The sequence below is a fragment of the Elusimicrobiota bacterium genome (assembly GCA_016721625.1).
In the GTDB taxonomy this organism is placed as follows: Bacteria; Elusimicrobiota; Elusimicrobia; order FEN-1173; family FEN-1173; genus JADKHR01.
This window is the reverse complement of record JADKHR010000001.1, coordinates 2,145,529-2,170,860: the sequence shown is the minus strand read 5'-3', so window position 1 is coordinate 2,170,860 and position 25,332 is coordinate 2,145,529. Positions and strand designations below refer to the sequence as shown.

Annotated in this window: 24 protein-coding genes; 2 read left to right on the top strand and 22 right to left on the bottom strand. The window is 52.7% G+C overall.

The window, feature by feature from the left end; genetic code table 11:
- Nucleotides 1-9 precede the first annotated feature (9 nt).
- From IPP35_09485 to IPP35_09390, 20 genes are all read right to left on the bottom strand, one after another.
- Nucleotides 10-1,080: a Fic family protein gene (locus IPP35_09485; GenBank protein MBL0059323.1), complete on the bottom strand. Its 1,071-nt coding sequence runs from the start codon at nucleotides 1,078-1,080 to the stop codon at nucleotides 10-12.
- Between the two features lie 110 nt (nucleotides 1,081-1,190).
- Nucleotides 1,191-1,529, bottom strand: coding sequence for a type II toxin-antitoxin system PemK/MazF family toxin (locus tag IPP35_09480; GenBank protein ID MBL0059322.1), 339 nt, complete (start codon nucleotides 1,527-1,529; stop codon nucleotides 1,191-1,193).
- A gap of 2 nt (nucleotides 1,530-1,531) precedes the next feature.
- On the bottom strand, nucleotides 1,532-1,765 hold the full coding sequence (locus IPP35_09475; GenBank protein ID MBL0059321.1) for a hypothetical protein: 234 nt from the start codon (nucleotides 1,763-1,765) through the stop codon (nucleotides 1,532-1,534).
- A gap of 78 nt (nucleotides 1,766-1,843) precedes the next feature.
- Nucleotides 1,844-3,043: a hypothetical protein gene (locus IPP35_09470; protein ID MBL0059320.1), complete on the bottom strand. Its 1,200-nt coding sequence runs from the start codon at nucleotides 3,041-3,043 to the stop codon at nucleotides 1,844-1,846.
- Nucleotides 2,934-3,908, bottom strand: coding sequence for a hypothetical protein (locus tag IPP35_09465; GenBank protein MBL0059319.1), 975 nt, complete (start codon nucleotides 3,906-3,908; stop codon nucleotides 2,934-2,936). Before IPP35_09465 ends, IPP35_09470 begins: the two co-directional genes overlap by 110 nt.
- 180 nt (nucleotides 3,909-4,088) lie before the next feature.
- Nucleotides 4,089-5,195, bottom strand: a complete 1,107-nt coding sequence (locus IPP35_09460; GenBank protein ID MBL0059318.1) for an outer membrane protein transport protein — start codon at nucleotides 5,193-5,195, stop codon at nucleotides 4,089-4,091.
- Entirely contained in the window at nucleotides 5,185-5,337 is a 153-nt protein-coding gene (locus IPP35_09455; protein MBL0059317.1) for a hypothetical protein, read from the bottom strand. Before IPP35_09455 ends, IPP35_09460 begins: the two co-directional genes overlap by 11 nt.
- A 13-nt stretch (nucleotides 5,338-5,350) precedes the next feature.
- Nucleotides 5,351-7,405, bottom strand: coding sequence for a GAF domain-containing protein (locus IPP35_09450; protein ID MBL0059316.1), 2,055 nt, complete (start codon nucleotides 7,403-7,405; stop codon nucleotides 5,351-5,353).
- The gene (locus IPP35_09445; protein ID MBL0059315.1) at nucleotides 7,332-8,264 is read right to left on the bottom strand and encodes an acyl-CoA thioesterase; all 933 of its coding nucleotides are present in this window, start codon (nucleotides 8,262-8,264) and stop codon (nucleotides 7,332-7,334) included. Before IPP35_09445 ends, IPP35_09450 begins: the two co-directional genes overlap by 74 nt.
- 596 nt (nucleotides 8,265-8,860) lie before the next feature.
- The gene (locus IPP35_09440; protein MBL0059314.1) at nucleotides 8,861-10,321 is read right to left on the bottom strand and encodes a GAF domain-containing sensor histidine kinase; all 1,461 of its coding nucleotides are present in this window, start codon (nucleotides 10,319-10,321) and stop codon (nucleotides 8,861-8,863) included.
- Between the two features lie 26 nt (nucleotides 10,322-10,347).
- Complete coding sequence (locus IPP35_09435; protein ID MBL0059313.1) at nucleotides 10,348-10,896, bottom strand: hypothetical protein; 549 nt, start codon at nucleotides 10,894-10,896, stop codon at nucleotides 10,348-10,350.
- 62 nt (nucleotides 10,897-10,958) lie between these two features.
- Nucleotides 10,959-11,474, bottom strand: a complete 516-nt coding sequence (locus IPP35_09430) for a response regulator (GenBank protein ID MBL0059312.1) — start codon at nucleotides 11,472-11,474, stop codon at nucleotides 10,959-10,961.
- Nucleotides 11,475-11,593: 119 nt separating this feature from the next.
- Entirely contained in the window at nucleotides 11,594-12,736 is a 1,143-nt protein-coding gene (locus tag IPP35_09425; protein MBL0059311.1) for a GAF domain-containing sensor histidine kinase, read from the bottom strand.
- 978 nt (nucleotides 12,737-13,714) lie between these two features.
- The gene (locus IPP35_09420; GenBank protein MBL0059310.1) at nucleotides 13,715-14,005 is read right to left on the bottom strand and encodes a barstar family protein; all 291 of its coding nucleotides are present in this window, start codon (nucleotides 14,003-14,005) and stop codon (nucleotides 13,715-13,717) included.
- 20 nt (nucleotides 14,006-14,025) lie between these two features.
- The gene (locus IPP35_09415) at nucleotides 14,026-14,325 is read right to left on the bottom strand and encodes a barstar family protein (GenBank protein MBL0059309.1); all 300 of its coding nucleotides are present in this window, start codon (nucleotides 14,323-14,325) and stop codon (nucleotides 14,026-14,028) included.
- A gap of 219 nt (nucleotides 14,326-14,544) precedes the next feature.
- On the bottom strand, nucleotides 14,545-14,832 hold the full coding sequence (locus IPP35_09410; GenBank protein MBL0059308.1) for a barstar family protein: 288 nt from the start codon (nucleotides 14,830-14,832) through the stop codon (nucleotides 14,545-14,547).
- Complete coding sequence (locus IPP35_09405) at nucleotides 14,832-17,264, bottom strand: hypothetical protein (GenBank protein MBL0059307.1); 2,433 nt, start codon at nucleotides 17,262-17,264, stop codon at nucleotides 14,832-14,834. The genes IPP35_09410 and IPP35_09405 overlap by 1 nt, the downstream gene beginning before the upstream one ends.
- A gap of 271 nt (nucleotides 17,265-17,535) precedes the next feature.
- Nucleotides 17,536-17,892, bottom strand: a complete 357-nt coding sequence (locus IPP35_09400; protein MBL0059306.1) for a helix-turn-helix transcriptional regulator — start codon at nucleotides 17,890-17,892, stop codon at nucleotides 17,536-17,538.
- Between the two features lie 14 nt (nucleotides 17,893-17,906).
- A complete protein-coding gene (locus tag IPP35_09395) occupies nucleotides 17,907-18,236 on the bottom strand; it encodes a type II toxin-antitoxin system RelE/ParE family toxin (GenBank protein MBL0059305.1) in 330 nt (109 codons plus the stop codon).
- A gap of 215 nt (nucleotides 18,237-18,451) precedes the next feature.
- On the bottom strand, nucleotides 18,452-18,967 hold the full coding sequence (locus IPP35_09390; protein ID MBL0059304.1) for a response regulator: 516 nt from the start codon (nucleotides 18,965-18,967) through the stop codon (nucleotides 18,452-18,454).
- 55 nt (nucleotides 18,968-19,022) lie between these two features.
- On the opposite strand from IPP35_09390, the gene IPP35_09385 reads away from it, so the two are divergent.
- Both IPP35_09385 and IPP35_09380 read left to right on the top strand, forming a co-directional pair.
- Nucleotides 19,023-19,187, top strand: a complete 165-nt coding sequence (locus tag IPP35_09385) for a hypothetical protein (protein MBL0059303.1) — start codon at nucleotides 19,023-19,025, stop codon at nucleotides 19,185-19,187.
- A 639-nt stretch (nucleotides 19,188-19,826) separates the two neighbouring features.
- The gene (locus IPP35_09380) at nucleotides 19,827-20,810 is read left to right on the top strand and encodes an ATP-binding protein (protein MBL0059302.1); all 984 of its coding nucleotides are present in this window, start codon (nucleotides 19,827-19,829) and stop codon (nucleotides 20,808-20,810) included.
- 563 nt (nucleotides 20,811-21,373) lie between these two features.
- Here IPP35_09380 and IPP35_09375 read toward each other — a convergent pair.
- Both IPP35_09375 and serS read right to left on the bottom strand, forming a co-directional pair.
- Nucleotides 21,374-23,848, bottom strand: a complete 2,475-nt coding sequence (locus IPP35_09375; protein ID MBL0059301.1) for a beta-galactosidase — start codon at nucleotides 23,846-23,848, stop codon at nucleotides 21,374-21,376.
- 31 nt (nucleotides 23,849-23,879) lie between these two features.
- Nucleotides 23,880-25,118, bottom strand: a complete 1,239-nt coding sequence (gene serS, locus IPP35_09370) for a serine--tRNA ligase (protein ID MBL0059300.1) — start codon at nucleotides 25,116-25,118, stop codon at nucleotides 23,880-23,882.
- Nucleotides 25,119-25,332: the final 214 nt, after the last annotated feature.

Below are 25,332 nucleotides of genomic sequence, written 5' to 3'. Positions count from 1 at the left end.
TCGTTCCTCCTAAAGTTTTCTATACCGCGTGGCTCTTCCCTGGCCCAGCGGCTCAATCTTTTTAAGCGCTTGCAGTTTGTTAAGGACCTGATTGACCGTCGGACGAGCCACGTGGGTGGCGCGAACAATATCCCGAGGGGAGGCTTCTTTTACCGATTGAATGTACGTCCACACCAGCAACTGCTTCCCAGAAAGCAATTTATCCAAGGCATCGGGAGACAACAGATCAACGGCCATTTTGGATTGGTTCAAGATAACACCCAAGAAAAAGGACAACCAGGGGTGGATGTTCTCTTCCCTGGTTTTGAACGATTTCTGACTTCGGCGAAGGGCAATGTCATAATCCGATTTATTATCCTCAACAAACTTTTCATGGGAAACATAGGGGACATGGAGATATCCGGCTCGAAGCATCAATAAATTGGTCAGAATTCGTGACATTCGGCCATTACCGTCTTGGAAAGGATGGATGGCCAAGAACTCCACCAAAAAGTTTCCGATGACCAACAAGGGATGAAAAGCTCCCTCCGTCAAAGCGGAACGGGTCCATTCCATGAGGTCCTGCATTTCTTTAGGCGTAAGATAGGCAGGCGTAGGGTCAAAAATCGTGGCCAAGGTTTTCCCTTCGTTTGAAACCATTTCGACCTTGTTTTCCCTCTTTTTGTAATCCCCGCGGTGGAGTTTGTCCTTCTCGACGTATTTGAGCAGTTCCTTGTGGAAATGTTTGATGGACCCTTCGGAAAACGGAATGGTTTGCCAGGACTCAAATACATTTTGGAGGAGTTCGTAGTAACCCCGAACCTCCTGTTTGTCCCTGTTTGTGAATTTTTGGACGGAAAGGCCCCGCATGAGCTTTTCAATGTCTTGATCCGAGAGCGAGGCCCCTTCAATGCGCGTGGAGGCTCCGGTGGATGTCACCAGGACGGATTTTTTCAACCGTCCCAGAATCTGGGGGCTCAAACGCGCCCCCGCGATCCATCGGCCCTTCAACTCATCGATTTGAGCAATCCGGACCAGGATGTCCGGAGAAAGGTGTTCCAGTCTTTTTTCAAATCTATTTTTTCCATGGATCTTTCTCATACCTCAAGCATACAAGATTATATAAGATTAGCCGGGTCTACTTTTTGGCCAAATTTTCCCTTCTGGAAGGACGGGAGGAAGAAGCATAGAAATGAGACGGGGGGGTCGGATTAATTTAACGCCAAGTGAATCTTGATGGCGTCGTCAACGGCGCGCATGGTCGCGACATCCAACTGGCCGACGGGCCGACCCCGGAGCCTTTTTTTGTCGATGGTCCGAATTTGGTTGGCTTTTATTTTCCCCCCCTCCTTTAGCCCGCCTTGACCACCGTGGAGCGGGACCTCGAAAGGGAAAACATGTTCGGCCTTTGAAGTGATGGGAAGGACCGTCACAAGCGGAGAATGAGTGTTCCCGACATCGTTAGAGACCACCAGCGCGGGCCGAGTTTTTTGAATTTCCGCCCCCATGGTCGGGTCCAGAGCGACCCAATATATTTGGCCCCTTTTTATTGTCACAATCCGTCAGCCGTGACGGTATTCCAGTCTTGGGCAATAGCCCTGTCCTCCCCGCCGGACTGAGCGTATCCCTCGGCCAACCGCTTGGCCAACGTGGCTTTGTCATCCCGTTTGAGTTTTTCCCGGGCGGCTTCCGCCAGGTAGGTGCTGAATCCGCGTCCATGAATACAACGCTGAACCCGAGTGACTAAGTCCTCGGGAAAAGTGATGGTGAGCCGCTTATAGGTCATATGGATCTCCTTAAACTCCCTCAATGCATATTCTAATGCATATTCGGATTTTGTTCAAGGGGGCCACCCGGCAAAACATTATTCCGGTCCACCCACGCTGGCCACCGGCAATTCAACGAAAAAGGTGGATCCCTTCCCGATTTGGCTTTCCACCCAGATTTTTCCCTTGTGGCCTTCCACGACCGTCTTGGCGCTGAAGAGCCCCAATCCCGCCAACCCCTTTTCCCCCTCTTTCCCCTGAACCCTCGCCTCAAAGACGTGGGGCAGTTCTTCTTCCCGGATCCCAAGTCCCGTGTCCCGCACGAACGTGATGAACCGGTTCCCCTCCACGCGGTAGCCGAGCTCCACTTCCCCCCCCTTCGGGGTATAACGGAAGGCGTTCTCAATCAGGTTCGCCAGGACCCGATGTTCAATCATCATCCAGTCGCAGAACACCCGAATGTTCTTCGGCGGCACGTCCACTTTCCAGGTAATTCCGCACTTGATGGACTCAATGGTGTATTTCTCTCGAAGAAGCTCATAGCCGAACCGAATGACGTTCGGCACGATGTTAAAGACATCCATATTTCCCGGATGGATAAGACGGTTCAAGTGCATCCGGACGAACGCCGCGTCCGAGAGAACAATGCTTAAGGCCGTCTTCAGGGCTTCAGAAATGGGCCCGAAAACGCCCTCCACCCCTTCCTGAATGAAATGGAAACTCCCCTTCAACGTGAAGGGCTTGACGAGGTCGTGGGCCCACATGGCGGTCATTTGCTCGTGGGCAAGACCCGCGATGAGGGTTTCCATTCGGTGCTCGCATCGATGGGCAAGTTCCATCATATGCCCCAGGTCAATGTCGTTGTAAGGGCGTCCGTCTTCCCTGTCCGCGATATTGACGATGGCGTGAAGGGCCCCTCGAAAGAAGATCGGGAGCGACACCGTCGCCTGGAGGAAATTCATTTCCCGACGAATCCCTTCGGCTTCGTCTGACTTTACTCGCTCCACCAACAATTCGGAAACGCACGGGATGGGGCCCCTGCGGAAAAAGTTAGCCAGCGGGCCCCCCTGGGGGGTGGAAAGGAAAGCGGCCTGGCCCGCGGAAAGGCCATAATGGGCTTTTACAATGAACCAGGGTTGTTCGGCATCCTTCCATAGGACGTTGCACGATTTCGCGTCGATGATGCTTTTAACCTTCTCGACGATGGCCCAAGGAAACCGGCCCATGGTTTCCACGTCCTGGAGGGATCCCAATACGGCGATGGCCGCCTGCCGGTCCAGGTACCGCCCTCGAAACAAGGGAAGGCGATCCACCCACGATGTCAGCCCGGGCAGTAATCTTTGAAACAGGAAGGGGCTTCCCCCTATGGCAATCAAAACGGAAATCAGCCAAGACGCTTGCAGTTTCGCCCCGAACACCAAAAAACGGTCCCAGCGAAATACTGAGGCCCAGGAATGCATACGCCATCCCGATGGTCCCGTAACGAAATGCCAGGTTTGCATCCATCACGTTGTATCTTAAAACAGCGTAACTCATTAACACGGTGGAGGCGGCGACGGCCAATACCCCGAACGGGTAAAGCCCGATGTTTTTGACCAAAGGGAAGGTGGTGGCTGAACCCAAAAACCCCATCAGGCCGAAAATAAAAAAAGCAATGAGCCTATTCCGCTGGTGACCGGACGCCCTTCGGATTCCTCGAAATACCACCGTGAGCGCCCACAGGAGGGAAACCGTGAAAAGGAATGACCAACATTCAAATAAAATCCCGGGAGAGTCATCGTAAAATCGAAAACCAAGTTTGGGGACGACGCGCCCGATGAAGGAGGGCGTGAAATTCACAACGCTGAACAAGGCGCTTGAGCCCACGACCACCCAAGAGAAAAAACGGTTGATTTTTTGGCCGGTCAACTCGCAACTCACCCAGAGCCACAAGGCGGACACCCAAATGGATCCAACGTAGGAAAATAGCATCCAACCCAAGGCGGAACCCGCGGTGGTGGAAACCGACATCATGGCCCGCCCGAAACTCCAAGCGAACGTGCAGACCATGGAAAGCCGCCAGGCGAGGGTGAGGAGAGGAGCCTCTTTCACACGAAGAAAAGAGGCCAAAACCACCGCGGAAACCGCGGAGAACATCATGGAACCAAAGTAATAATAATCCACAAATTCCCCGTGGGGGATAAAAGGATCCCCTTAGCCTAAATGTTCAGCCCCGCATGGTCGGCCCGTCCGTGAAGCGACGGGCCAACTTCTTTCACCAAAACCGCGCCATGGCCCCCTTGGGAGCAGAGGCATTCCTCTGCCCCCCCGATCGGACCCCGCCAAGAACGACGGTGGGAGTCTTTAGAAGGCCCACTTCACCCCAAGCCCAAGCTGGTACCCCAGCAAGTTATACTTGCCGTCCACGTTTTGGGTGGTGGTGATATCGGTAATGTCGTTGTCGATGTGCGAAGTCCCCGTTTGAAGGATCAGGACGGCGGGGATGCCAACGCTGAACCCGCCGGACTTATACATGGCGCCAAGGGAAAACACATGGTGGTCCCCGTCAGCGACCAAAGGGGTGTAGGTGGATTCGCGTGTCGGAGTGCTGTCGTAGAAATACCCTCCCGCCAGGGACCAGGTCGGATTCATCTGGTAGGTTCCCCCCACTCGCCCGACCCAGGAGTTCTTCCAATCCAATCTCTGGGTGTTGTTGGGGAGGAACGCAGTGGGTTGGTCGAAGGTGATGGTTAGTTTCTCCACGTCCGTCCAGTTGGTCCATTGCCCGCCGATCTCGATTTCCAGTTTTTCAGTGGGCTTGAACCCATACCCCATGGAAAGGATGTCCGGGAATCGAATGCTCGTTTCCACGCCGGTTTTATAGGTCGCCCCGCCGAGGAAAGGCACATTTTCAATACTAGCGTCTTTCCCGGAATACTTCACCTTCACTTCGCTCTTATAGGTGGCGCCAAACCGCTGGTTATCGTTGATTTTCCACAAGACCCCACTATTAACACCCACCCCGGTGCCGGAGCCCTCCACCTTCAACTCACCATCCGGGTTCCCCGTTGAAGGAAAAGACCAGGGCGCCTGTTGCGTTAGTTTGGCCGTGGATTGATAGTAGTTGACCCCGGCGCCAATGGAAATACTCTTCGTCACCTGATACGCGACGTTGGGAGAAATGTTCACGAGGTTGATCTCTCCTCCGGTCGTGATGTAAGAGAACGGCGCGGATTTTTCATATTCGCTCGCGAGCCCGAAGGGAGTGTTTACCCCGACGCCAATAGCCCAGGCGGAGGAAAGCTGTTGTTTATAATACACGGAGGGAAGCAGGAAATCACTTTGCTGATTATCCGTCATCACACCCGATGGGCTTGTGTGATCCGCGTTGACCCTCAGGTAATTGATCCCCGCGCTCACTTCTCGTTTGTCTCCCTCCAGGAGCGCCGCGGGGTTGTACTCAGTTCGCATCCCCGCTCCGAGCCGTCGCCACCGACGCCTCCCCTTTCATTTGGGCCTCGGCCGACATCCCGTAAATCCGGAATCCCTCCGCATGCACCGATATCGCGGTCATGCATCCCAAACCAAGCAAACAGATGAACCGATTATTCATCATTTCCTCCTAATTAAGTTGTTGAAGCGCTCGCCAATCGCAAATCAAAGGAAAAGGTTGAGCCTTCTCCAAACGTGCTTTTCACCCAAATCTTTCCATTGTGGGCGTCAATTACCATTTTTGCACTGAAAAGGCCTAAACCCGCCAGTCCCCCACGCCCATCCTCAATCTGGGATCGGGGTTGAAAAAGTTTTTCAATAAATTCTTCCCGAATACCCGATCCTGAATCCTTTACGAAAAGGACAACCTGATTGCCTTCGAGGCGGTATCCCAGCTCGACGTTTCCATTCTTTGACGTATGACGGAACGCATTTTCAATCAAATTCCCGAGAACTCGATGCTCCATCATGTCCTGATCCCAAAATACCCGTATATCACCAGGAGGGACAACCACGCTCCAGTTTAATCCTTGCTTGGTAGCTTGCACCCCATATTTGTCTCTCAGTCGTTCAAACACTGGAGTTAAGGCACTTGACCTAATGTCATAACTTTCAGGTTCGCCGGGATGAACCAAACGATTGAGATGCTTGCGAACAAATACCACATCCCCGAGCATGAGCTCAAGGGCTCTCTTCATGGGATCAGAGAATATCCCATAGGAACCTGAATGCATTTCTTCTAAAAGCGAAAAGCTCCCTTTGTGCGTAAACGGTTTAACCAAATCATGCGCCCAGACGGCCGTCTGTTGTTCTTGACTTAGCCCACTCAGAATGACTTGCAATGTGTGTTCAGATGCACGCGCCAATGCTTCAAGTGAGGCGAGATCCAACGAGTTATAAACCCGGCCTTTGCTCTTTGCGCCAAGAACCAAAACTCCATAGAGGAGATCGCTCAGGAGAATGGGAATTAAGACCGATCCTTTAAGAAATTCTAGTTCGCCTGAAACCTCCGCTTTTTCGTTTTCCGGGAAATCATGAATGTGAATGTCCCTAATAAAAGCCATCTGGGTCCTTGCCAAATGCGCCGCTAAAGCCCCCGATAGGGGAAGAAACGTGAAAATGGAGTTCGCCCCTTGCAATCCGTGATGCGCTTTGATGAGAAGGCGTTTTTTTACCTCATCCCTCAACAACAGCATAACCCGCTCGGCCCGGAAAAGGTCCCTGGCAACGGCCACGATTGCGTTCGCCCATTCGGGAACTGTCTGGGTTAGCGCAATGTTATGGAAATGAAGATGAAGACGCTCAAATTCCTCGTACCGACCTCGAAATAGGGGAAGCCGATCAATAGAGGAAGTCACCCATCCGGAAATGCGTTCATTCAGTTTTGGCGCAATAAGAAACAGAGTGAAGATAACTAAATAGACTACCGCGCGGGAGTTTGTAACCCAAATTAAAATCATGAACGGGAAACTCAACAGGATGGCTGAACAAAATAAAATGGTCGCCTGACGGAAGGCAAGGTTTATATCAAGCAGGGCATAACGGACAATGGCGTAAGCTACCGTTCCTGACGAAAGTAAAATAAAACCGAATCCAAATGGATAGAACGCTATTCCATAATTTACAAGGAAATCGACAGCTGCACAGGAATAAATCAGATTGGCCGCAATAACAAACCGAAGCTGAGCTTTACGAAGCGGGGCGTTACCTGGGTGAATCAACTGTTTAAAGGGTAGATAAATCCCAACCATAGCCAGAACGGACAGATAAGCTAAAAATATTGGGTGGAGAATACCAGCCTTTGGATAAAATCCCCAGGAGTAATGGTAGTAGCCTTTGATAAAAAATGGGGTCGTCCAAAGGGATAGAAGAAACAAAATTCCAATTCCATAATTCCAGCAGATGGTTTGACGGTGGACACCGGGTTGCACATACTCCATGGTGAAATGGTAATAGGCTACCGGCAGGAAAATGATTCCAGAATAACCAATTCGAACGAGGATCCCAGCCCACATGGGGTTTGTGGTGTTAAAGAGGATGGTCCAACACCCCTGCCACCAAACAGTGGCGGCCGCAAAAATAGTATAGCCAAGACTTGCGCCCGTTCTAGGTCTGTTATGAAAAACTGCGACTCCCAACGCAAGGAAGACCAATGACGCGAAAAGCGGTGGGATCGAAGCCGCCTGCATTTGTCTTCCTTGAGGTTAAAACAACGAAATTTAACGGTAAGGAAATTCCCTTCAAAATCATGTCGGGGATCCCGATTGGTTTTCCTTTCGGCCCGCCAAAAACAATTAGTTGGCGCCCGCAAGAAATAACCTTACCTGTGATTTTATGGATGAAGGTAAAAAGAAGTTCCAAACGGGCATAGGTGACCTTCCCCACCTTCAAAGTCAACGCCACAGGATCCCCAAGCGTGGACTCGCTCATGTATTCACATGAGGCCTCTTTGGTTATTAGTTTAACGCCAAGTTTCGCGAATTCCGGAAAATTGACTACATGGAAGAGAAAAGCTTCCCGGACATGCCCTTGCCATTCAAAATGTTTTGCAAAATATGTATTTCCTACCAAGTTTGTATCAGAGAGATAAACATTGTGGTCCAAAACAAATTCCTTGGCTCGACGGTTCGTGTTTCGCCGGTTAAACCAGGGACCAGGTTGACGGCGATCGGGAGCCGCTCTTCGGTCTTGGTTTATCGACCCTCCGACATCCATCATTGGTTGATTCAACTGAGGATTTAGCTGTATGCCAACCTTGTACAATTCGATCGTTGCCGAATCATATTTGCCTATAGGATGACCCCAACGGACTGTTCCCTTCGCTGAGATGGGCGCACCATTTTTTTCCATCGTTACGGTCACGGGCACTCCAACTGGAATTCCATCCTGCAACTCAGCCCCAAGGCCCATCTCACCAAGATCTACTCTATTTGCCTTCAATTCTTTAAACCTCCCGTCAGAAAAAAAAGAAATCTTGACAGGCACATCACCAACCAAGACACTTCGGTTTGATGCTCTCCGCTCACTATTCGCAACGACGGTGGTCATAAGGTGGATTCCCTCCCTAGGTGAATCTTTTTCTTGTCCAGCCCATATATTTCTGGACCAACCCTGGTTCATAGTCTCCATCTTTTAGACGAATGATTCAACAATTTCTTTTCATCCCATTAATTCGACTGAGCGCTGGGCGCGTAAAGCTACCATGTCATGGGTGAATCGTTTCGTTTCACTTAGTGAGACAGTAACCACAACGGGTCTCACCCTGGGAGAAGTCTTCACAGTAAGCATTTGAAAAAGAGCGGGCACTTTTGAAGGACTAAAGTTCTACCGCGCCTCTCAGATAATTCGTGCTTCAGTTTTAGAATTTGGACCGAAAATAGTAGGAAATTTAACCTAGACTCGATTAACGGCTAATTTTGTTGTGTCTCAGAGAGAGGAAATGGGTCAAGTCATTGCAAATGGGCCATGAAATGGATTTGAGGTGCCCGATGTCCTTTTGGCACCCCCACAAACTCACCATTTTGGACGCTTTATCAGGGTGCCCTTCGGCAACGTGATTCTTGCGGTTCTGAGCCGTTATTGAGGTAGATAGAACCGAACTCTTGGAGATCTTGAAATCATTTCCCTCCCCAAATACTTGGAAGTCAGATGGGTAAAGCAAACATAAAACAGGCTCCGTTTTTGGTCGCGGGATTGACCCACACTCGCCCGCCGTGGGCGGCGAGGACCAACCTGGCGCTATAGAGCCCGAGGCCCCTCAGCCCCGTGTTGTTCCCCAATTGAACCCCGGGTTCGAATATCTTTTCACAATCCTGGGGATTTATTCCGGGGCCTGTGTCTTTGACCCATCCGACAATTTCGGTTTCCTCTTCCCGACATCCGACCTCCACGGTTCCACCCTTGGGGGCATGTCTAATCGCGTTTTCAATAAGGTTTCCCAGGACACGCCGTTCAAACTGGGTCTCGTCCAACGACAGAGTGAGATGGGGAGGGACAAGGGCGACCGTCAAATTCACTGCGCGTTCGTGGGCCAGAGGGGAATAACGTTCACGGACCCTTCCATACACCTCTCCCAGCCGGACAGAGACCCGTTTAATTGAAGAAACGGGTCCGCCGACCACAACCCGCTTGAGGTTTCGATTGAGGAAATCCATATCGACTTTCATTTTCTCAAGCGCCTGTTGAGCGGGGGGAGAGAGTTCGCCGAATTTTCCCGCCAACAAACCATCGATCACCCCAAGGGCTCCTTTGGGACCAAAAGGTTGGAGCAGGTCATGGGCCCAGGCGGCCGTTTTCAACTCGCTTTTGGCGCCGCTCAACAGAGCGCAGAGGGCCAATTCCGCCGATTTCGCCAAACCGTGAAGGCCGGCCAAATCGACATCGTTGTACATGTCCCGACCAATTTTCGGGCCCAAACAAAGAAGCGCTTCGACCCGCCCATGGGAATAAATGGGGGCCGTCACTTCCGCTCCCAAAAATGCCATTTCCTTTTGCAACTGGGGAAGATCCGGAGCGGCCTCATTTTCAATGACCTCTTTTAGAAGAATGCCGCCCCGTTTGGCCCTGGTCGCCAAGGGGCCGTCGCATGAAATCGAGAGAAACGTTTTCCTTGCATCGTCAATTCCATGCCCGGCGGAGACCACCAAACTCCCTTCTTGATCGTCGCGGATCAGCACAAAGGAAAACTCGGGGGAAAGGACTTCCTGAATCGCTTTAACCAACCGGGCCGCCCACTCCGGGAGGGAGGCCCCTTGAGCGACTTCGCGCTCGTGGTGTTCCAGCATGCGCAAAGCCCCGTATCGGTCTCGAAAGATAGGCAACAAATCCACAATGCGAAGCACCCTCCCCGCCCCGCGTTGAATGAAAAAATAACCGACGGCAGGCAACACCATGGAAATAGCCCCCACCCAAGGGCTCCCCGACAGGATCCAGAGGAGGGCGGCCAAAGGCAAACCAAGGCCGAGGCCCAATACCAGGTAGACCACGGAAAAGCGGAGGGCCAGCGTGATATCCATCATTCGAATCCGGACGATGGTGATCGGGATTAAAGAGACATAGGCCAGCTCAACGACAAAATAGAAAGGAGGAACCCCCCGCACGAACATGCTGACGAAATATAAAACCCCGGCCGTCAGGCCAACGCCGACACCAGCGCGAGATATTTCAACTGATTGCGCCGCAAGCCTTCCGCCCGGCGCCAAGCCGAATTGAAAACAAGAACTGAAGCGACCAGGGTAAAAAGAAAATAGCCCGAAAACAGCGAATAGAGCGGCCCAGGGATCTCCACCAGATCTCCGAGGGTTTTCACATCCCGAATGACGTAAGGGGTGAGCGTCAAAGCCGAAACGACAAACCCATAGACCACGTGAATGGTGGAAACGGTTCGGCCCAAGGCCGGGCGGCCCAACACCGCCGAAACAAATCGGAAAAACACCAAAATGAGGAGGGTGGCCCACACATAGGACAACCGGTCGAGGAACAACGCCACCCCGTGAGTGGGCGCCAGAGCGATGGCCGGATCGCTGATGTTCCAAAGGCCGAGGAATAAATTGGAAAAAGCAAATAACCGGCTCACGCGTCGATCTTTCCCGAACAGGAAAAGAAAGGCGGCGAAAATGAAACACGCCGTGCCGGCGACGGTGGCCGTTACCAACCGGAAAACGAGCCAATCAGAAGACATGGCCTTCTCTCATGAAAGGGGATCCGGAAGAGAGGATACCCACCAAAAAGAATCCCTCGTCGTCAGAGATCCGCATCCTTCAGGTGGGCCATGACGCGATGGACCAGGTCGAGGACGGCCTCTTCATATACCTTCGGCAGGCCCTTGGGGGAGCTTTTCAAAATGTTGGCCACGGAGAGGATCAAGCGCTCGGGGATCGTGAAATCGTCTCCCTCCAGCTTCTTGATGACGTCGATATCGGATTGCTCGCCTTTGGCCAAAGCGAGGGCCAGGGTGTCCCATTCCACCGCCATGGGGGATGGGGAGTTCTCTTCCCAGTGGGACGTAAAGGGGACCACCGGAATGGTCTTGAAGGTGTCGTCCATCCCCATGATTCGGAAGAGTTGAGGGCCGCTCATTCCCGGCAATCGAAAGTCCAGGATCATGACGTCGGGCCGGGCTCCCGCCTTGAGGTTCGCCAAAGAATTCTCCGCTTTGCCGAAAACAGAAATGGCACAACCCAGTCGGGTGAAAATGTCCCGCAACGTCTTTTGCATTTCCACACTGTCTTCCACAGCCCAAATGATCGGTTGGCTCATTTGACCCTTTGATTTAGCATCCATTAAATTGGACACGCGACCTTCGATCGTTATTCTGGATGAAATACCCAATTCTGTCCATAGATTTTCGGTGTTCCCCGTCCGAATCAGAGAGCGAATTAACCCGTGCCCACCGAACGGCCGATGGGAAGGATAAACTCAAAACGTGCGCATTGGCCGGGGGCGCTTTGAACCGTGACGGCGCCACCGTGGGCCTCCATCACGCTTTTCACGCTGGCCAGGCCCAGCCCGGCGAGACCTTTATTTTGGGGATCCAGCTGAGTCCCGGGTTGAAACAATGTCGGAAGGTCCTCCTTTCGAATTCCCGGCCCCGTGTCTTCCACAAAACCGACGAACCTTTGACTCTCCAAGCGGTACCCCACGCGAACCTTCCCTCCCGACGGTGTGTGGCGCATGGCGTTTTCCAGAAGGTTCGCGAGGACTCGGTGTTCAATGAGCGATGCGTCGCAAAACACCAACAGGTTTTCCGGCGGAACATCCACATTTAAAACAATGCTTTTTTCGTTGGCGAGAGGGGAAAAACGGTCGCGACTCCTGTTGAATGCCGCCGTCAGGGGCGTCGATTGAATTTGAACCAGTTCCTGAGCCAACGGGTTCGTGAGTTGTTTCATATGTGTCGCAACAAAATTCGCGTCCTCCGCGGCGATAGCCAGGGCCGCCCGCGCCACCTCCGGCAGAGGGCCAAAATCTCCCCTCAATGCGCGAACCACATTCTGAATAGCGCCCTTCGGGCCGAAAGGCCTAAACATGTCATGGGCCCAATAGGCGCTTTGCCGGCCACGGGACTGACCCGCCAGGGCGGCGGCCAGAGCGTATTGGGCTGAATGAGCCAAATTAGACAGGGCGTCGATGTCCGACTGATTGAACATTTCCCCTGTGAGTTTTGGGCCGACGCACATCAGCGCGAATAACCGCCCGTTTGAGAAAATGGGGGCCATGGCGCAGGCATGGACAAACCGGAGGTCGGCCAATTCATCTCGCCGCCTCTGCGGAAAGAGGCCTTCCAGGGCGTCGGCGAGAAGACACCGGCCACTGGATTGCAATATCGACACGACGGGACTGGTGAAAGGCAAGGAAAGAAGGCCCATTTCGCCCGGCGTCAGCCCGACCCCCGCCCGGATCAGAAAGGCGCCCATGTCTTCTTGGCGCAGGAGAACGCTGGCTGACCGCACCCCAAATACGTCCTGGACAGCGCGCACCACCCGCCGCGCCCACTCGTCGAGGCTCCGCGGCTCCGACACCACCGATGCCTCCCGGGCTAAACATCCGGCCGAACGAACTTGCCTCGCAGAATGGGAAGGCGGTCCACAAGGGCGTAAATATTCTCGCGCCATCTAAGGAAAAGCGGGGAGCCAGGGTGACCGCGAAGAAAACCAGGGCGGAGGCGGGAACCCCGCCTCCAAGTGTCCAAACCAACATCGCCGTTGGAAGGCCCAACGCTCCGCCGAATATTCCTTGGGCAAGGAACCGCCGCAGGATTTCGTTAAAATCTCGGCCGGGGTTCCAAAGACCGAAGAAAACGAAAACGGCATAAATCAAAATCAATAGATCATGGGAAAAGGGCTCGTGCCCGGTGAAAGCGCTGAAAAAGTGCAAGCCCGCGCCAAAGTACGCCATGAGAAATCCAAAAAAGAAATATTTGAGTTTGTTTCGATAAATCCCCTCAAGGGATTTGTGCCCCGCTGCGATTTCAAGAAATCCGATACCCATCCCGATCATTAAAAAGACAACGAAAATACCGAAGAGCGGGCCTGGCAAAACGGTGTGAATATCTCCCGCGTTCCGGACGCCAATAATAAAGGAAGGATGAAAAGCCAGAAAGGCAAACAGTATGCCCACAGCCCCGGCCCCCTGAACGAACCAATGAAAATAACGTCGCGGAGAGGGGAGGAGGGACGTTGCGAAGCGGCAAAATGCGTTGGGGACAAAAGCGGCCACGGCATAAAGAGATCGGGCGATATAGATATTTACGGTCGGATCGCGGGTCCAACTGGTTGAAAAGGAAAACGAAGTCCAAGCGGAGGCGAAAAATAAAATTCGGGCGAGGCTTACGCGCTCGGGGCGACCCTTCGACCGACGGAGGGCATACAAGCCCACCGTCGCGCATGCCACGGAGGCCAAAAAAGATATTGGGTAATGTTCAGAAATCATGCGTCATTCGGTGTCATCGCACAGATTTACCCCGGCTTTAATCAGTAAGGGGCAATTTTGCCCCACCTTCAGAAAAGTGCAAGCTTAATCCCAACGTTCTCTTTCTCAAGATCATTAAAGAGCAAAATCAGGTCGTCGTAAAACCCACCAAGATTATTTTTCGAAAAATCCGAGTTTAGCCAAACAATTTCCAATGGATTGATGGGAGAACTGATTTCCAACCCAGTGGCAATGTCCCAGAGAGCATCGAGATTTCGCCCAAAATAACGCGGGAGTTTTACCTTCTCCTCCAGTTGAGCATAAAAATCCTCTTCCGTTTGAATAACTTTCCCTTCTAAAGTCACTTTTTTGTTTTTCATTCGATGACTGCCGTTTCCCATTAATCCTCAGCAGGAACCCACAATACACGAAAGCTGCCGTTTTTTTGCCCGGCAATCTCTTCAAGGGATTTTTTCAACATTGCGGCATCTTCCGGAAGGTTTTTCCTTAGGATTTCCCATCCTTTGATAATGAGTTCGTTCGGAAGAGTGGATTGTTGTGAATCCGATATGCAATCACGAAACGCGTCCCAATTTTTTCCGTAATAACCCGGAAAATTTAAGGATGCCGCTAGAATTTCATGCAAAGAATTTGACGACGTCGCATGAGCGATGGTCAATACTTGCCGGGTCTTAATCATGCTGTCCCTTTAATTGATTTTGAATAATTTTTTGTAGTGATCGGGCGTGTCATACGTTTCCCCGTTTTTTCCAATGACGATACGTTGGGGACCTGGCCCCTTTACCCCGGGAGGGTGGTGGACATACGCTCGGGCATAACCAATGGGAGTTACCCGTGCTGATTTTTGTCATCCACGAAAATCTCCCCTTCATTTTTGTGCCGATTCCAAAAGCTCCCGTTATCGCAGGACAAGCTTCAGCCCGATTTTCTTTTCTTCAGCCTCCCGTAAGAGTCCAACGAGTTCATCAAAAACATTCCCGAGATGTTTTTTAGATTCTATCGAATTATCCCAAACCAGATCGACAGGAGAATTGGGGGAACAAATTTCAAATCCTGTTATGACATCCCAAAGAGCGTTCAGGTTATTCCCAAAATAATCGGGAAGCTTCCTTTGTTTTGAAAGTTCCAAATAAAAATCGGCCTCAGATTTAATGGCGGAACCGTCTAGTAGAATTTCAGTGGACATTATTCGATCACCTGTGTGTAGCTCTTGTAATGGTCCTTAGTGATATAAAACAATCCATCATTTGAATAGAGTAATCTTTGTCCGTTTCGAAATCCACCGGAATAATTAAGATCCGCTTCGAACCAAATTCTTCCGGGTTTAATCGGCAACGGATTTCTAAAGTTATCAAAAACATCCCCTCCTATGCTCCGGCCAGGTGCAATTTTGTCTAACGTTGCTCCGGGCCTCTGCTTCCAACCAAGAAATCCCGCGTGTTCTTTTGAAATATATTCCCCAGGAAGCTTCCCGGTCTCTTTGAGGGATTGAATTATTTCGTCAAGCCCAGCCACCTCATATTTTTTTGAGAGCGTCACACCCAGAGGATTGATCGCATGTCCCGTTTGGCTGGCAACAACCTTTCCCAACCAGACCCTTTCATCGTCAATCCACTGGACAGCCCGTTTGAAAAAGTTTTTGAACGCCGCCACACCTGTCTCATTCATCGTTTTAAAACTCTCGGCCGTCGACGTTACAGCGATCACGGGTACCAAAACAATGGCCGTATAAAAACTTGCCGCTTCCGGGCTGAGCCCCATGACTTCAAAAGTCTTTTGGGAGATGATACCCCCGCCCACAACGACCACGGTTGTGGCGGGCTGTGTCGCCAATCCGAACCCCACCCCCACAATGGCCGCGCCGCCAGTCACGGCCAGCGCGCCCTGTCCCACCGCCTGCATAGTCTTGGGATATTTCTCCGCCGCATTGTCTAGGTGGTCAAATATCGCTTCGTCAAAATCTTTGCTGACGCCTTGGTAGTTCTTCTCCAAGGCACTGGCCGTTTTGATCACTGCGTTCCCGACGTTGTCCGGCTTGGCCGCCAACAAATGCGCACTGATCACTTTAATTTCCGCTATCTTTAAGAGTTTCTCGGCCGGGGTGATGATTCCCTGCTTTTCCATCTCCCTAAGCGCCTTCATGGCATTGGTGGATTGGATTCGGATTTCAGTCTTTTGCTCTTGGAAGTAGGGCGCGGCGTCAGAAATCTGTTCTGGCGTCACTTCCGCCTGCATGCTCTTGGGGTCGGCTTGGGGCGCCATGCTTGCGTAGGATTGTTCTAAGCCTTTGACCGCTCTTTTGTAGGTTTGGAATGTCTCCACCTGGGTTTGTTGTGTTTTGATCTGGTCGGCCAGGGCGCTTTGGGTTGTTTCGATATCGGTGACGGCGTTGGCCACCTTGCCGTAGTCGCCCTGTTCCATGTGTTGCGCGAGGGCCTGGGTCTGGGTTTGGAGGGATTTGGTGGTTTCGCTCTGGGTTTTCAGGGGTTCTTTGGTTTGGAAATGGATGGTCGCCGGGGTCCCGGTGACTTTGTGAAGGCTCTCCATGTGATGGTTGGACAGGTTCACCGCGCCCTGGGTGTCGTCGCTCAGTTTTTTTGACTGTTTGGTCAGATCAGCTGATTTGCTTTGAACCGCCGAATTCTTCCCTTCCAGCTGTGTCAGGGAAAACAGTTCCCCCTTTTCGGAACCATAGAACTTTTCTTTTCCTCGGTTCATGTAAAGACTGTTGATTTGGTAAATGGCCCCTTTGAGAGTCATCTCCGCCTGGGCGAGGGAGAGTGGTTCCTTCCCATTCCCCAGGGATTGGAAGGCGTGGTTCTCGAGCCGGGCGTTTTGGAACGAGAGGACGACGGTGGGCGTTTGTCCTTCGGACCCTGGTTTTGTTCCCTCATAGGTCATGGAAGCCCCGGCGGGGATTTTACCCACGCCGTCCATGGTCACTGGATAGGTCAAGTTAAAGTTCGTCTTGGGCTCGATCCGGGCGAAGTCGATGCCCACGGGTTTGACGATCCCGTTATCCCCGATCATCTTGACCGGGAGAAGTTTCCCGTCGGCCCTCGAAATTCCCCCCAGGTCGGGACTGAGGGTCACGCCTTCGGTCAGGCTTATCCGGCCGTTGGAATTCATTTCAAATGTGGTTCCCGATTCCCAGGTTCGGCCCCCCTGTTGGGCCGTTTGGCCCGGGGGGACTTGGAAGGTGCCCCGGGACACCTCGCGGATGTTGGGGTTCTCTTTTAACACCAGGTCCCGCTGGACCTGGTAGGTGATTTTGGCTTTATCAACGGCGAAGAACTGGACCACCTTTCCGACGGCCGTGCCAATGGCTTGGAACGTTGTTTTGATGGCGTTGACGACGGGCTTAAGGGCGTTAACGACGGCTCCCAAAAGGCCTTTGGGCTCAGCGCGGCTTAGGGCCAGGGGTTTCGGGATGTCGGCTTTAAAGGATGCAAGCAGTTTGGGTGGTGCCGTCCCGAATTGAAACTTTGGTTGGGGAAGAGTCGGGGTTTGGCTGGGGCTGAGCGTGAATGTGGGGGTTTTGGTTTCGATCCTCTGGCCAAAGCGAAACTGCAACGCCGTGTTCTGGATCTGGATTTGCCGATCCAGTTGGGAGGTCAATGAAAAGTTCGGCGGGGTTTGTATTGTTCTTGAAAGTCCTGGGCCCTGCTTGGCGTGTAAGCATACCGGTCTTCGTTCTGGGCAAAGGCGGGGGCAGCATGGATAAACCCGAGGCTAACGCTCAGGGCCAAGGAAAGACTCTGTTTCACCACAGGATCGAGCCAAGAGATAGACGAAATAGCTCGGCGCATAACACGGCCTTTTGTCACTGAATTAGCGGCCAAGAATACCGCTCCTCTTTCGGGTTCCTGCTTGGCGAGCAATCGACGAATTAAACCGTCACCAAGGGATTGGCCCTCCGCGAAACGGTGGCCGAATGCCTTCTCGGCTCCTCCGCAAACCCGATTACCACCACCCGGTGGAGCGCGGCGGCAATTTTTTTAAGCGTGTTCATCTCATAATTCTCTTCATCTGCCGTTTCCAAGCGAGCGATATAGCCTTGGGTCACCCCGACGCGCTGGGCCAAGGCCGCCTGGGTCAACCCCGCTTCCGTTCTGAGCCGATGAATCACATACCCCAGCCGGACTTTCTTTTCCTCCGCCTGGTAGAGCCGCCGAAATTTTGGATCCATCATTTTTTTCTTGAAATGTGTTTGCACGGACGCGCCCATTTCTTTGTGCCTGATCATTTCTCCCCTCCTCCTTACCGTTTCAACCAATCCAACATTCGCGCCTGCGCCATGTCAATGGCGCCGGAATCCAGGGCGTCTCGCTTCTTCACAACCCCGTGCACGAAAACAATCCGCTCGCCCACGGCGAAAAAATAAAAAACCCGCGCCTGGCGCGGCCGCAATTCTCGAATCTTCCCACGCACCACATCCGCATAGGGCCTCTTCAAGTTCGGCCCATACTCTTCCAGTAAACCCACATAGGCGAAAAACTTCGCCTGGGTCAAAGGATCCAAGCCGTCCACAAATTCCGCGACGGGGTTCTCCCCCCGTCCCGTTGTGTAATAAATGGCTTTGTATCTCATCCGCGCTCCCCAGACACCCTCGCCCCCGCTTCCAGTATATTACTTAAGAGTAATAACGTCAAGACCCCGAAACGACAGTCACCTCGTTCGATGGGGAGTCCTAACACCCCTTCGACTTTATCAGCTATGAAATCTGCGGTTCGTCCTTACCCATGGCGGCTTTCAATAAATCCCATTGCCCCGGCCTCGCCACTCCGGAAGGACCTCCCGCGCCCTCAGAGACCCGCGTCTTTCAGGTGGGCCATGACGCGATGGACCAGTTCGAGGACGGCCTCTTCATATACCTTCGGCAGGCCCTTGGGGGAGCTTTTCAAAATGTTGGCCACGGAGAGGATCAAGCGCTCGGGGATCGTGAAATCGTCTCCTTCCAGCTTCTTGACGACGTCGATATCGGATTTCTCGCCTTTGGCTAAAGCGAGGGCCAGGGTGTCCCATTCCACCGCCATGGGGGACGGGGAGTTCTCTTCCCAGTGGGACGTAAAGGGGACCACCGGAATGGTCTTGAAGGTGTCGTCCATCCCCATGATTCGGAAGAGTTGAGGGCCGCTCATGCCCGGAAGTCGAAAGTCCAGGATCATGACGTCCGGCCGGGCTCCCGCCTTGAGGTTCGCCAAAGCATTCTCCGCCTTGCCGAAAACAGAAACGGCACAACCCAGCCGTGTGAAAATGTCCCGCAACGTCTTTTGCATTTCCACACTGTCTTCCACAGCCCAAATGATCGGTTGGCTCATTTGACCCACCTTTGACCCCAGATTAACAACATTTGTTCTTCAGGTGAGATTTTGGATGAAAAGCTTTTTTTTGTCCATAGAATATCCGTTCTCCCCCAATTCTTTCCTTGTTGGAAAACATTCCTCGCTGTCGTCTCAATTTGAGACGCCTTTCGAGCGGTTGATCGCGTCGAATCCCACCGCGGCGCAGGCGACGGTGGCGGCAAAAGAAATCGGGTAGTGCTCAGAGATCATGGATCAACGAATCTATTCCGCCTTCCATCGACTAGACACCTCCGGGTTCTTCACGACAAAAGCAGTGTATCCCTAAAATTGGATGTTGGCCAGGGGAGCCATGACCGCGGGGCGCCCGCCCCTTGGTTAAGACCAATTTCAAAAAAATCGAAATGGGCTCACCTCACCCAAAACCGGAATTACTTTTTGGCCTGACAATCCGCTTTCACTGAGGCCGGTATTCTTGGGGAGGATGAAAGTCGGACAGACCCCCAAAAATCAACTGAAGGAGTTGTCAAAATCTCATTTTCAAATTCGACCAAAAAATATGATCATTTATTTTAGTCTGACTAAAACGCATATTCATGTGTTTTAGTCGACTTTTGATTCCAAATAGTGTAGGATGGGATTATGCTGAACCGCCGGATGGGATCCGTCGTTTTCGATCAAGAGTGGGGGCGCCAGATGAGGTTTATCACGGGCCCCCGCCAATGCGGCAAGAAAACCCTGGCCCGTCAAAAGCTGGAACAGGATAAGAGTCCCGGTCTTTACTATCTCTGGGACCGCAGAGACGTGCGAGAACGATACAAGAAAAACGAGCTTTTTTTTACCGAAAGATGCCCCCCCTCGCGCTCATCCCCACTGGGTGTGTTTTGACGAAATTCACAAGTATCCCAAGTGGAAAAATGTTCTTAAGGCGATTTTTGACTCCACTCAGGAACAGTATCGCTTCATCATCACGGGATCGGCGAAGTTTGAAATGTTTAAGCGGGCGGGCGACAGTTTGGCGGGAAGGTATTTCACTTTTCACCTTTTCCCCCTTTCGATCGGAGAGTTAGAGGGAATATCAAAAATCCACCCCCCTCCGGAAAATTCAACGCTGTTTATGGAATTACGGATGGCCGCTTCACCAAGCCCTGCGGAAGGGTTGGAGAAACTACTTGATTTCAGCGGTTTTCCGGAACCCTTTTTGCATGGGTCCCCCCGCTTTATGTCCCGTTGGTCCCAGGATTATCTTGACCGGGTGGTGCGAGAAGACATTGGGGCCCTCACCCGAATCATCGATCGGGAATATCTGATCGACCTGTATCAGCTTCTCCCTGAAATGGTGGGGAGTCCTATTTCGGTGGCTTCCCTGGCGGGACACATCGAGCTCAGCCCAATGACAATAAAAAACCATTTGCGTCGGATGGAAGATTTTTATCTCCTCTTTCGCCTCCCGCCTTATTCGAAAAACATAAAACGATCTCTGCTGAAAGCTCCAAAGGTTTACCTTTTTGATTGGACACGGGTGCGCGACCCCGGTCTTCGTTTTGAGAACTGGATGGCGTGCGAACTCCTTTCTTTGACGCGGTCTTGGGAAGAGGGAACCGGAATCCCTTTCCGCTTACACTTCGTCAGAACAAAGGATCGGCAGGAAACAGACTTTCTCATCCTCAGGCAAAACAAACCCTGGCTATTGATCGAGAGTAAACGATCGGATGGTCCTGTGGCGCCCCATCACTTGGGAACCCAGGCCCAGTTGGGCGGAATTCCATTTGTTCAGGTCTGCCGGCAGGAGGGAGTGGCCTCCCTGGCAGGGAAAAATGCTTACCGAATTTCGGCGACCCGGTTCTTTTCCAAACTTTGAAAGCGCGAGCGGAAATGTCGTTTCGGTGGCCGGCGTTGTCATCGAAAGTTGTCGTTTGGCCGTCCGGGCGGGTGATCAATGTGGGGTGGCCATCCAGGTCGTTGGCATAAGTTTGGCGGTGAGGCCTGCGCCCAGGTCTGGCGAAGTGTAGTCGCTCACCTGGTTTTCGGGGTCATAAGGAGTGGGATGGGCCGGTTGGCCTGGCCGCGTAATGCGGGTGATGTTGCCCCTTGTTACCAGCTGTGCGGTTTTTCGAACGAACGCGTCCCCCGTCAACGGCGTCACCGGCGACGACCAACCTATCAAAACGGGACGGATCTTCAAGGTGATCTCACATAGGCTGGCACAACATCCCCTTTCCGCCTTGCTAAGTTATAAATTTTTCAGCGCCCCTTGAATTCGCCAGGCGCAGATTTGAACGGAAGTCCACCGGTTGACGACGCATTCATTCCGCTTCCCACCAGCGGAATGCCTCTGGGTTCTTCATCAGGAGGTAGTATCCCTAAAATGGAATGATGGCCAGGGGAGAATATTCCGTCCCCCTTCGAGTCGGCCCAAAAGCTTCAGGCAATCACCTTGTTTGGGAAATGCAGTGCCAGGGATGAAAGACCTTCCCCTTGTTGGTCAAACATGAATTCCAGCGAAAACGTCCCGTCCTTATGGCGTCGCAAGGGGATGTCCAATCCTTCAAAAGTTACTTTGGTGAGAGGGCGTCGAGACGATAGAAGCACTTCACCGCGGCCCCCCGGATTTCCGCCGATGGCCAGAACGACACGGGATGGGCCGATCTCATATCCCACGATCTCGGACGTCCCGTGGATGAGAAGGACCGGCCCGAAACGGTAATTCAAGGGAGTGATGAAAGAATGCATCGGCGGCAGGTGAAGTCCCCGCGCCAGTTTTCGCGTTTTCCTCGTGATCGGGTCCCTGTAGTAGATCGTTCCCCTCTGTTCGTCGTTGTGAATATTCGCCACGAGCAGGAATCCCGCGCCGTTTCCATGCCGTTGCCGAACGGTGATGTATTCGTTGTCGCTGTAAGCCTCCGGGGTAATGTCGTCTTTTTTCAGGATGGACCGCACGGCGCGAAGATGGTCGGGAGTGGTATAGGCAAAAGCGGTCCCCAGGACCGTGGCCTGGCCGCGGCCGCAACGAACGGATAACCCGCAGGGCCTTCCATCCGATGTTCGAGCGACCACCCGGGAGCGAGGGGCTGTGTATGTCTGCATCGGGTTTAGACAGGGGATATCCCTGACTTCCCCCATATGGACCTGAGATTGGGGAGCGAGATGGAGCCCCGTCGGCCGGATCTGAAGAGCGTCCTGGAGCAGGCGACCTCTCTTCCACTCCGAATCGCGGTCCGGCAGGCGGGGAAACAGGAACGCATGGCCGCCGCCGCGGATGTATTTCAAGATATTCGCTTGGGCTTTCTTGTCCATGAAGTCCAACGTGGGGATCCATATTTGATCATAAGCCATCCAATCCCGCACCGAGGAACGGCGGACGTCCAACACGTCGTAATCGAGGTTCTCCTTTGCTAACGTTTTGATAAGTCCCTCGAAAACGATGGTGTCCCTCATGGCTTTAAGATCATAGGGAAGACAAGGAACCGGTGGCATCACTTCCGTTTGGTAATAGGGCGGATAAAAACCGATGGCGACTTTAGCGCGGACCTTGGCCTTCAGGATCGCCGGGCCGAAAGCGTTGATGAGACGGCCCAACCTTTTGAAGCCTGGATACGACGGGCCTTCCCGGGCCCGCGAATCCAAAGGCGTATTCCAATAGAACTCACGGCCCGATTCGCCTTTGCCGGGCGGGTTGTCGCCGGAGGAGAACATGTAGAAATTAATCCCAGCCGCGCCGTCCATGAGACACAAACGATAGAAGGTCTCGAGCTCCCGGTGAGAGGGAGGAATGCCATGGTCCCGAGTGCCCGCCTGCATTTCAGCGACGAAAAGGGGGGCGTTGCGCTTCTGAAAAATGCGGTTGATCTTCTGGACGGCCGGCCCATCGTGGGCGTTACGCGAAGACAGGAATTCCGGAATATGGTCCACGGCCAAGAGAGTGTTCGGGCACCGAGACACCACGTTTTTATACATGGTTTGATTGACCGGATACTCAAGAGCCCGGCCCGAGATCCAACCTGGTACGTTATGGAAAAATGGAATCCGGAGGCCTCCGGAGACCATCCGGCCGCGCAGATGCTTCAAATATCGGGCGTAATAGGACCGCCAGAATTCATGCCAATCCCATTGGGCGGCCAGCAGGGCGGGAGACGCCACGGGAAGCGGGTCGGGAGGGGTGAGGCTCCCGAAACCTTTATGATCGGAACCATGGACCTCGTTCAGCGCATGGATTTTCTTATATTTCTTCAGGAGGAAGGCCCTATACAAATTCTGAACCACGGGGCTCATATCGCATTCCTTGTTGAGCCATTGAATAACCCCGGATTCATTGCATAATTGAACCAGGAGGATCGGGCCGCCCCGCCGAACTTGGTTCTTCCGGAGAACCGGGAGGACCTCGCGGTACCATCTTTCCACCAGGTTCAGGAACTGCGGATGAAGGAGAGTCACGGTGCTTTCACCCAGCCCTCTTCCGGAGGCGTCCCGCGCGAAAATGTCGGGGTATTTTCCCCGCGTCCAAAGCGGGATCCCCCAACCACGATATTCGGCGATGATATAGGGTCCGGGCTTGGGGATTAGGTGGAGGCCATGCTCCCTGACCAGTTGGATGAAATGGTGAAGGTCTCGTTGGGGGTGGGTTTTTCCGGTGAAATCGAATACTCCCTCCCGGGGCTCATGCCAATCCCAAGGAATATAGGTGGAAACCGTATTGAGGTTCGCCTCTTTGAGTTTGCGGAGGTGTTCCCCCCAGAGGGACCTGGGCAACCGGAAATAATGAACTTCGCCGGATAGGACAAATAATGGTTTTTTGTTCAGGAGGAAAAGGCCATCGCCAAAAGAAAACGTCACTCCCCTGCGCCGGTTGGTGGCTTCGATTTCCACCGTGTGAGGCTCCGGTCGAGGAGGGTAGATCATTTCAGTTTAATCGCGATGGGACTGAATAACGTCAAGCAATGCGGTCCAGTCCGTTCATAAAGGGTCTTAATTTTTCTGGAATCTGTATGGTGCCATCGGACTGCTGATATATTTCAAGCAAGGAAACGATGAGCCGATCACAAAAGCCCGTGGCGGATATCGTGTGCGGGAACCCTTTTTTCCCATCGATTTTGAAGCGAATTTGACCTCGACGACACTGATAATCCCGAATATTTGTGTTGGATGTCATCTCGAGATAACGATTCTGAGAAGGGAGCCAAGCCTCGGTGTCGTATTTGAGAGCCCCGGGGGCCGCCATATCATCGGAATTCATCAGAACCACGCGATAAGGGATGCCCAACTCCTGCATGAGCTTTTCCTCGTTGGACAAACACTGGAGATGCCACTTCTCCGATTCGTCGGGATGGCAAAAAACGAACTGCTCCAGCTTAAAGAACTGGTGGACCCGGATGATCCCCTTCGTGTCGCGGCCGTAATTTCCGGCCTCCGTCCGGAAACACATGGAATCCCCCAGATAGAGGATAGGCAGTGACGAAAGGATCTCGTCCTGGTGCATTCCAACCAGCGCCTGTTCGCTGGTGCCGATCAGAGATAAGTCATCTCCTTCGATTCGGAAATTATCTTTTTTGGAAAAAGGGAGATACCCGGACGTAAAAAGGGTTCTGTTTTTCACCAAGACGGGTGGCGAAACAAGCTCCCAACCCTGGCCCTCCACCAAGGATAAAAACATCCGCACCAGTGCCATGCGCAGAAGAACGGCCTCATTCTTCAGGACGTAAAACCTCGCCCGCGCGACGCTGACGCCTCGCTTGATGTCGATGATGTTGAGCTTTTCGCCCAGCTCATCATGGGAGAGGGGGGTGAAACTGAAACGGGGTTTTTCACCCACTTCACGCAGAACCACCGCCGCCTCGTCCCCACCGACAGGCGCACGTGGATCCAACATGTTCGGAATCAAGGCGAGATGTTCATCCCGCTTCCGCTGGAGCTGTTCGATCGCGTCCGGCAAACCGGCAATTTCATCCTTCAACTCGCGAACTTTGCGACGGTCCTCCTCGCTGGCCGGAACATCCTTGAACGATCGAGCCATTTCATTCAGGCAGGCCCGCACGGCGTCGTGTTTGACCATGAGAGCGACGCGTTCCTTCTCCAGCGCCAGGAGGGCTTCCACATCAACAGGGCAACGCCTTCGGCGACAGTTTTCCTTAACGGCATCGATATTGTTTTCGATAAAATTAATATCTAACATTGAAGGTCCCTTTATTTGACAATCCTGCAGGTCTTCCGTCCGTCCAAATGGCTGGAAATCGAAAAACCTGTTTTCTCTGACCTCAAAAGTTGAAACAATCCCAAGCTCTCTTGCCAAAGCGAGATTCTATTGATGAAGGAGTTCGTTCTTGATGATTTCGATATATCCCTCCTACGGAGGGAACCCAAGGCCCGGCCCTTTGTAAACGAGCTTA

What these genes read in the sequence shown, in the direction of transcription:
- IPP35_09485 (MBL0059323.1), bottom strand. Translation starts at nt 1,080, where the DNA reads ATGAGAAAGATCCATGGAAAAAATAGATTTGAAAAAAGACTGGAACAC.
- IPP35_09475 (MBL0059321.1), bottom strand. Translation starts at nt 1,765, where the DNA reads ATGACCTATAAGCGGCTCACCATCACTTTTCCCGAGGACTTAGTCACT.
- IPP35_09460 (MBL0059318.1), bottom strand. Translation starts at nt 5,195, where the DNA reads ATGCGAACTGAGTACAACCCCGCGGCGCTCCTGGAGGGAGACAAACGA.
- IPP35_09455 (MBL0059317.1), bottom strand. Translation starts at nt 5,337, where the DNA reads ATGAATAATCGGTTCATCTGTTTGCTTGGTTTGGGATGCATGACCGCG.
- IPP35_09450 (MBL0059316.1), bottom strand. Translation starts at nt 7,405, where the DNA reads ATGCAGGCGGCTTCGATCCCACCGCTTTTCGCGTCATTGGTCTTCCTT.
- IPP35_09445 (MBL0059315.1), bottom strand. Translation starts at nt 8,264, where the DNA reads ATGACCACCGTCGTTGCGAATAGTGAGCGGAGAGCATCAAACCGAAGT.
- IPP35_09440 (MBL0059314.1), bottom strand. Translation starts at nt 10,321, where the DNA reads ATGTTCGTGCGGGGGGTTCCTCCTTTCTATTTTGTCGTTGAGCTGGCC.
- IPP35_09435 (MBL0059313.1), bottom strand. Translation starts at nt 10,896, where the DNA reads ATGTCTTCTGATTGGCTCGTTTTCCGGTTGGTAACGGCCACCGTCGCC.
- IPP35_09430 (MBL0059312.1), bottom strand. Translation starts at nt 11,474, where the DNA reads ATGAGCCAACCGATCATTTGGGCTGTGGAAGACAGTGTGGAAATGCAA.
- IPP35_09420 (MBL0059310.1), bottom strand. Translation starts at nt 14,005, where the DNA reads ATGAAAAACAAAAAAGTGACTTTAGAAGGGAAAGTTATTCAAACGGAA.
- IPP35_09415 (MBL0059309.1), bottom strand. Translation starts at nt 14,325, where the DNA reads ATGATTAAGACCCGGCAAGTATTGACCATCGCTCATGCGACGTCGTCA.
- IPP35_09410 (MBL0059308.1), bottom strand. Translation starts at nt 14,832, where the DNA reads ATGTCCACTGAAATTCTACTAGACGGTTCCGCCATTAAATCTGAGGCC.
- IPP35_09400 (MBL0059306.1), bottom strand. Translation starts at nt 17,892, where the DNA reads ATGATCAGGCACAAAGAAATGGGCGCGTCCGTGCAAACACATTTCAAG.
- IPP35_09395 (MBL0059305.1), bottom strand. Translation starts at nt 18,236, where the DNA reads ATGAGATACAAAGCCATTTATTACACAACGGGACGGGGGGAGAACCCC.
- IPP35_09390 (MBL0059304.1), bottom strand. Translation starts at nt 18,967, where the DNA reads ATGAGCCAACCGATCATTTGGGCTGTGGAAGACAGTGTGGAAATGCAA.
- IPP35_09385 (MBL0059303.1), top strand. Translation starts at nt 19,023, where the DNA reads ATGAAAAGCTTTTTTTTGTCCATAGAATATCCGTTCTCCCCCAATTCT.
- IPP35_09375 (MBL0059301.1), bottom strand. Translation starts at nt 23,848, where the DNA reads ATGATCTACCCTCCTCGACCGGAGCCTCACACGGTGGAAATCGAAGCC.
- serS (MBL0059300.1), bottom strand. Translation starts at nt 25,118, where the DNA reads ATGTTAGATATTAATTTTATCGAAAACAATATCGATGCCGTTAAGGAA.